The following is a 1,334-nucleotide window of genomic DNA, read 5'->3' as shown; positions in this document are numbered from 1 at the left end:
AAACAGGACATATCTATTTTCTGGGATCAACTGAATATTCAAGGTAAACAGAAAGTGCGTAATCTTTGGGAGCAAAAGGATAAAGGAGTTTATATAAATAAATACCAATCTGACGTACCTTCACATGGTGTACTTTTCATAAAAATAGAACCTGTGAAATAAAACAACTTGATATGATTGGCAGGTAAAGACAAACTAATAAAATGTGTTGTGTTAGTGTTGATAGTGAAGAACAAACAGATTTGAATTACACATTCAATACTTATTAACCGACTTTATTAACCGGAGTTAGTAAAGTCGGGGTATAACCTTCCTTATTCTGAATTTACCAACATTTATTCTGCTTTTACAGGACGTACATAAACAATATGTAAGAGCTATAGATGCTACTTGCAGGAACTATAGATCCAATGTACAGCGCATATATGTCCAACACGCAGGATATATATCTCCTGTAAACAGTATCTATATATCCTGCAAAGAGTATAATTACATCATTTGGATTCTATACTTATAAACAATCACACCTCTATTGATTATTAAACAATTAACTATGATATAAACCAGTTATAAACGACTTATTAACCAACTGGATTTATGCTATTAACGTAACTTTTTGAACAAATCCCAAATCACAATACCGGTAGTTACGGAAACATTCAAAGAGTGTTTCGTTCCGTATTGAGGAATCTCTATACAGCCATCCGAATGGTCAATAACCTCCTGCTGTACCCCTTTCACTTCGTTTCCCATTACGATAGCGTACTTCTTGGTTTTATCCAGCTGAAGTTCATCAAGCATGATGCTTCCTTCCGCCTGTTCTACAGAATAAACGATATACCCTTCGTTTTTGAGGTTATCAACAACATCAACAGCGTTATTAACATACTTCCAGTCGACAGTGAACTCTGCCCCCAGTGCAGTCTTATGCATTTCAGGGTGTGGAGGAGTGGCCGTTATACCACACAGATAGATACATTCAATACGGAAAGCATCCGAAGTACGGAACACAGAACCTATATTGTGCAAACTACGAATATCGTCCAGCACTACTACCAGAGGCAGTTTTTCAACTTGTTTAAACTCTTCGGCACTGATACGGTTCAGTTCTGTTATTTTCAGTTTACGCATACGTCTTTTCTTTTATTATGTTCTTGTCCACAAAGGTAATTCTTTTCAGTTAACAAGATGTTGATAACGGTTTAAAACCTGTCAAAACTATCGGCAAAGATTTTGAAAAATAATTCTTGCATTATTCAAAAGAAGGTATAAGAGGCCTTCGTTATGAACATTCCAAAAAACTAACCCAAAACTTTCTACACAGACATAAACAT

Annotated in this window: 2 protein-coding genes; one reads left to right on the top strand and one right to left on the bottom strand. The window is 35.5% G+C overall.

Going from position 1 to position 1,334, the window contains the following annotated elements:
- Nucleotides 1-9 precede the first annotated feature (9 nt).
- Nucleotides 10-162, top strand: coding sequence for a hypothetical protein (locus AB5935_RS26390; RefSeq protein ID WP_368327917.1), 153 nt, complete (start codon nt 10-12; stop codon nt 160-162).
- Nucleotides 163-603: 441 nt separating this feature from the next.
- Here the strand turns inward: AB5935_RS26390 and AB5935_RS26385 are convergent, their stop codons facing one another.
- Nucleotides 604-1,131 carry an RNA methyltransferase gene (locus tag AB5935_RS26385; RefSeq protein WP_004324133.1) on the bottom strand — a complete coding sequence of 176 codons (528 nt, stop codon included), beginning with the start codon at nt 1,129-1,131 and terminating at the stop codon, nt 604-606.
- Nucleotides 1,132-1,334: the final 203 nt, after the last annotated feature.

The sequence above is a fragment of the Phocaeicola sp. RTP21198st1_B8_RTP21198_201120 genome (genome assembly GCF_040929485.1).
Lineage (GTDB): Bacteria > Bacteroidota > Bacteroidia > Bacteroidales > Bacteroidaceae > Phocaeicola > Phocaeicola dorei.
This window is presented reverse-complemented; position numbering and strand designations above follow the sequence as displayed.

Bases quoted from the DNA above. Each gene is read 5' to 3' on its own strand.
- AB5935_RS26385 (WP_004324133.1), bottom strand. From the start codon at position 1,131: ATGCGTAAACTGAAAATAACAGAACTGAACCGTATCAGTGCCGAAGAG.